The following is a 5,765-nucleotide window of genomic DNA, read 5'->3' on the forward strand; positions in this document are numbered from 1 at the left end:
AGTTTTATTGGATAACTTCCGTTTCCCTCACGACTACTGCAATGAATGTGATCTGTCAATGCTATTTAAAGGCGATTATTTGCTTTTTTATGACTCTATATACTTGCACTTGTGAATAACATCATTATCCCAGCTATCTGTTTTTAGATTTTAAATTAGCTGGTTAAATAACGTACAGTTAAGGCTTGCTTAAGATTGGCAGATGTCTTTTTGCGTATTAAGCTGTTGTTTTAATAGGTTAATTAAGGTGGCTCAAATCGATGCTTTGTTTTGTTATCTCATGCTGATAGTGAAGTTATTTGGACTTCTAGAGAGTTTCCAACAGAGATATCCACAGATTTTGTGGATATAATTGCATTTATAGGTTTGCTCCTGTTGATAAGGTTTGAGTTTGCTTAGATTTATCCAACAAATATGCGGAACAGATATTTGCTGCAACGCGAGCTTTGTGAAACAATCAATTCATTAATAGTTAATAGTTTGGAGTCCATGTGATTGATAGTGACGGCTTTCGCGCAAATGTGGGCATCATTATCTGTAATCGCTCTGGGCAGGTTATGTGGGCTAGAAGATTTGGCCAACATTCCTGGCAATTTCCTCAAGGTGGCGTTGACGAAGGTGAGTCAGCAGAAGAAGCCATGTATCGTGAGTTATACGAAGAAGTAGGATTAAAGCCAGAACATGTGCAAATCCTAACCTCTACGCGATCTTGGTTACGCTATAGACTCCCGAAGCGATTGATCAGACAAGATAGTAAACCCGTTTGTATCGGGCAAAAACAAAAATGGTTTTTATTACAGTTAAAAAGTGCTGAAAGTGCCATTAATTTAAACGCCTGTGGCCATCCTGAATTCGATGATTGGCGTTGGGTCAGTTATTGGTACCCTGTTAGGCAAGTGGTTTCATTTAAACGCGATGTTTATCGAAAAGTCATGAAAGAGTTTGCGCCGACAACACTGCCTTTGCAGATTAAAGAGTCGAACCATAAAAGAAGAGGTATGCGCAGAATTTAAAGGAGGTTTGCGTTAGTGCTAAAAACACTTAGGGATATAACACAAGTCGTTGCTTCAGCCAGAGATCTTGAATATGCGCTGGAGCAGCTTGTGCGGCAGACCAAACTGGCAATGGCAACGGAATGTTGCTCTGTCTATATATTGGAACAACAACAACTGGTCCTATCCGCAACAGACGGGCTTGAGCCCGATGCCGTTAATCGCGTTAGTTTGCCACTGACTCAAGGGTTAGTCGGCTTGGTTGCACAGCGTGAGGAAGCGGTAAACCTTGCTGATGCGTCTGCTCACCCTCGATTTAAATTACTTCCTGAAGTATCTGAAGAAGCTTATAACGCATTTCTTGCAGTTCCCATTGTTTATCAAAAGTCCGTCATCGGCGTCATCGTTGTCCAGCAGACTCAAACTAGGCTATTTAGCGAGGGAGAAGAAGCCTTTTTAATGACGTTGGCAGCGCAGCTCGCCATGGCGATTAAAGGACTAAAGCGCAGGGCCGTGGTAAACCACACCGCACAGCAACCACTCTATTATGAAGGTAAATCAGCATCGAAAGGGATTGCGATTGCTAAAGCTTTGTTGCTTGGTGGGCAGATATCGTTTGATCTCTCAGAGGTTAAGATAACCGCGATTACTCAAGAAGAGGTTCGCCTTAAATTGGCAATGAGTCGCTGTAAGGATTTGCTTGCTAGCTTATCTCAACGTTTCGATAGAGAGAAAGATGAAGAAGCGGCTTCGATTTTTACCGCATTATTATTGTTACTAGAAAAAGCCAGTTTAGGTGGCGAGTACATTAAAGAGGTGCGGTTAGGCTGGAGTGCAGAAACGGCTATTTGTCGCGTATCTAAGCATTATATTGCCCACTTTAATAGCATGGAGGATCTCTATCTAAAAGAGCGTGCCAGTGACATTAAAGATATTGGACGACGTGTGCTGAGGCAGTTGATTGAGCCTGAGAAGATCATTCTTGAGCCCGATACGCCGGTTATTTTAATCGCTCGGGAAGCGAGTACAACCTTACTTGCTGAATTTCCTAGACGAAAACTGGCAGGGATTGTCACTGAACTTGGCGGCGTTAATTCCCATGCTGCAATATTAGCGCGTGCATTAGGCGTACCTGCCATCATCGGGGTTAATGGTATTTTAAACGCAGGGCTTGATAAGCGACAAGTGATTATTAACGCCAATAGAGGCCAGCTGCTGGTTGAGCCTTCTGCCACTATATTATCTGAATATAAAAGTCTAATAGCCGCTGAAAAAGCGCTGCAACGCCGATATGCCGCAGAATTACCCTTACCAACGGTGACGATTGATGGCTTAAGGGTTTACCTCTATATCAATAGTGGTTTAATTAGCAGTATTGATTCTGATACAGGCTGTGACTCTGATGGTATCGGTTTATACCGTACTGAAATTTTGTTCATGTTGAAGCAGTGTTTTCCTGGAGAGCAAGAACAGTTAGAGGTTTATCGCAAAGTGCTGACCGCAGCCAAAGGCAAACCTGTAGTCATGCGTACATTAGACGTGGGGGGTGATAAGCCGCTTGATTATTTCCCGATCGTTGAAGATAACCCGTTTCTCGGTTGGCGCGGAATAAGACTTAGTTTAGATCACCCTGAGTTGTTTTTAGTGCAGTTAAGGGCAATGCTACAAGCCGCAAGTGATACTGATCAGCTGCATGTTTTACTGCCAATGGTGAGTAATTTAGAGGAGATTGACTTAGCGTTAGTCTACTTTGAACAGGCGCATCAAGAGCTCACCACTGAGCTGGGTAGGGTGATATCTATGCCTAAGGTCGGTATCATGTTGGAGGTCCCTGTATTGCTTTATCAGTTAGATGAAGTTGCAAAACGGGTCGACTTTGTCTCTGTTGGTTCAAATGACTTAACGCAATACTTACTCGCGGTAGATCGTAATAACCCAAACGTGAATGCTCTTTTTGATAGCTATCATCCAGGGGTGCTTCGGGCACTTAAATTTGCACTTGAACGATGCAAAGCTAATCAGCTTTCCATCAGTGTCTGTGGTGAACTGGCAGGAGAGCCCATAGGGGCAATGTTGTTAGTTGCCATGGGGTACGATCAGCTCAGCATGAACCAGGCCAGTTTATCCAGGATCAATTATCTACTGCGCAGAGTCTCCAAACAGGAGCTCAGTGTGCTTTTAGAAGAAGCGCTGACGCTGACGTCTGGAGAGGAGGTAAAGTCGCTTGTCAGCGATTATTGTGAAGAAAAGGGCTTACTGGCTCTACTAAACTAATACCAATTGCATTGAGTCATTCGTCAATTGAAAAACGCCCACGCTTTTCAATTCAATGCGCATTGACGAAAGAATGGTTATTCGCTGATGAGCCAATGCAAAGCAGAAGTGGAATGCTTGAGCGCTTTCCACGGAATGAACAGATACTTAATACAATTGGTATGATTAGCTATTAACTAACTCAGCCTATTGCTTTAAGCTTGTGGCACAATCGAATATTTTAAGGGTATTAGCGTGGAAAGCTGGCTTTTTATATTTAGTATATGTCTTGTGCTTGGTGCTGTTATTGGCTTCATGGCGGGGTTATTAGGTATTGGTGGTGGGCTAATAGCGGTACCAGCGCTATTGCATATATTACCCAAAGTAGGGGTTCCAGCTGAACATCTGCCACATGTTGCGATAGCAACATCACTTGCTGCCATTATTCTTACATCACTGTCTTCTGCTCGTGCTCACCATAAACGCGAAAACATTCCTTGGCAGCTTTTTAGAACCATGCTTCCAGGATTTGTCCTTGGCGCGATCTGCTCAGGTTTTATTTCTGAATTGATTGCCGCAAATCTGTTACAGCAAATCTTTGCTGTTTTTGTCATGTTGATGGCAGTTCAAATGGCTTTCCCAATCAGACCGAACTCTAATCGTGCAATGCCTAGCACTACGGCTCTCTTTTTTGCTGCGGTAATGATAGCGCTCATCGCTGGATTGATGGGAATTGGTGGTGGTGTATTACTGATCCCATTCCTGACTTGGTGTGGGTTGCAGATGCGTTATGCTATTGGCTTTTCATCAGCAACAGGTTTGCTCATCGCACTCTTTGGTAGCATTGGCTATACATTAGCTGGCTGGAATGTTGCTTCATTACCAGAAGGGACGTTAGGCTTTATCTATCTCCCTGCCTTACTTGGTATTGTAACGACATCGATGTTAATTGCACCATTAGGTGCCAAGGCCGCGACCAATTGGCCAACCGCTAAGTTGAAAAAAATATTTGCAGTCTTTTTGGCCTTTGTTGGTTTAAAGCTGGTACTCACTTAATGCGACTCCAAAATGAGAGTCGCTTGTCATTGTAATCAAACCGACTTCAAATCGGTCTTTGTTTTTATAGGTAAATTTTCATGAAACAGTATTTAGAACTTTGTCAAAGGATCATTGATGAAGGCACATGGGTTGAGAATAGTCGTACCGGTAAACGGTGTCTTACTGTGATCAATGCTGACTTGGTTTACCACGTAGATAAGAACGAATTCCCGTTAATTACCACACGAAAGAGTTTCTGGAAAGCAGCGATTGCGGAGATGCTGGGCTACATTCGTGGCTATAACAACGCGGCAGATTTTCGTAGTATTGGAGCCAAAACTTGGGATGCTAATGCTAACGATAATCAGGCGTGGCTTGATAACCCATACCGTAAAGGAACTGACGATATGGGACGGGTATACGGCGTCCAAGGTCGAAGTTGGAATAAACCTGACGGTGGCTCAATAGATCAATTGCGTAAGATAGTCGATAACTTGTCTAAAGGCATTGATGATAGAGGCGAGATACTCAGCTTTTATAATCCAGGCGAGTTTCATATGGGATGTTTAAGACCTTGTATGCACACGCATAATTTTTCATTACTGGGTGATACTTTGCATCTGACCAGCTTTCAACGCTCTTGTGATGTGCCGCTTGGGCTGAATTTTAATCAAGTACAAGTGTTTACACTCTTGGCGTTAATTGCGCAGATTACCGGTTTTAAAGCGGGTACTGCTTATCACAAAATAGTAAATGCGCACATTTATGAAGATCAGTTAGAGCTGATGCAAAATGTGCAGTTAACGCGCAGTCCATTTGCATCACCCAAGTTATCTATTAACCCTGATATTAAGTCGTTAGAAGATTTGGAGACATGGGTAACAATGGCTGATTTTGAAGTGACAGGTTATGAGCATCACGAGGGTATCAAATACCCATTTTCTGTCTAATTCACGCTTTATTGACTCGCTTTGGTCGATATTTTCGAGGCGAGTCAGTTTGTAACACTGAATGTTTAGTCAGCATTTCAGCAGGAAAAGTTGTACTGCATAGATAGTTTACTCATTTCATCACTTTAAATGGCGTATTTTCAAAATAATATGCGTTAATTACTTCCTCATCTTTCATTATCTACTTTCCTAATTGATATTTAGTCATCTCAGGCTTACACTGGATACTTCGGATATTCCGATGTATTAAGCTGACGCAAACGAATATTCAGATCGTATGTAATCGGCTACACTCGTTACATTGAGATTTTATGGAGCGTAATATGGAACGGGCTATTAGGAATTTTTTAAGCCAAGAGTCAGCAGGCGGCATTCTTTTGATGATTGCTGTTGTGCTAGCAATGATTTTAGCAAACTCGCCTTTAGCGGGAATGTATCAGGGTTTTCTTGATACCGAGATGCAAGTGCGTGTCGGCAGTTTAGATATTGATAAAACATTAATTCACTGGATTAATGATGGCCTTATGGCGCT

General features: G+C 42.5%; 5 protein-coding genes. All 5 read left to right on the top strand.

The features are described 5' to 3' along the window. Window positions 1-491: 491 nt before the first annotated feature. Window positions 492-1,013, top strand: coding sequence for an RNA pyrophosphohydrolase (gene rppH, locus CXF82_RS00340; protein WP_101090497.1), 522 nt, complete (start codon window positions 492-494; stop codon window positions 1,011-1,013). A gap of 15 nt (window positions 1,014-1,028) precedes the next feature. Next, window positions 1,029-3,266, top strand: a complete 2,238-nt coding sequence (ptsP, locus tag CXF82_RS00345) for a phosphoenolpyruvate--protein phosphotransferase (protein WP_101090496.1) — start codon at window positions 1,029-1,031, stop codon at window positions 3,264-3,266. 234 nt (window positions 3,267-3,500) lie between these two features. Continuing rightward, the gene (locus CXF82_RS00350) at window positions 3,501-4,301 is read left to right on the top strand and encodes a sulfite exporter TauE/SafE family protein (RefSeq protein ID WP_101090495.1); all 801 of its coding nucleotides are present in this window, start codon (window positions 3,501-3,503) and stop codon (window positions 4,299-4,301) included. An 80-nt stretch (window positions 4,302-4,381) separates the two neighbouring features. Then, window positions 4,382-5,233, top strand: coding sequence for a thymidylate synthase (locus tag CXF82_RS00355; protein WP_101090494.1), 852 nt, complete (start codon window positions 4,382-4,384; stop codon window positions 5,231-5,233). 323 nt (window positions 5,234-5,556) lie between these two features. Beyond that, the coding region (locus tag CXF82_RS00360; protein ID WP_180961144.1) for a Na+/H+ antiporter NhaA at window positions 5,557-5,765 on the top strand (209 nt) is incomplete at its 3' end.

The sequence above is a fragment of the Shewanella sp. GutDb-MelDb genome, from assembly GCF_002836075.1.
In the GTDB taxonomy this organism is placed as follows: domain Bacteria; phylum Pseudomonadota; class Gammaproteobacteria; order Enterobacterales; family Shewanellaceae; genus Shewanella.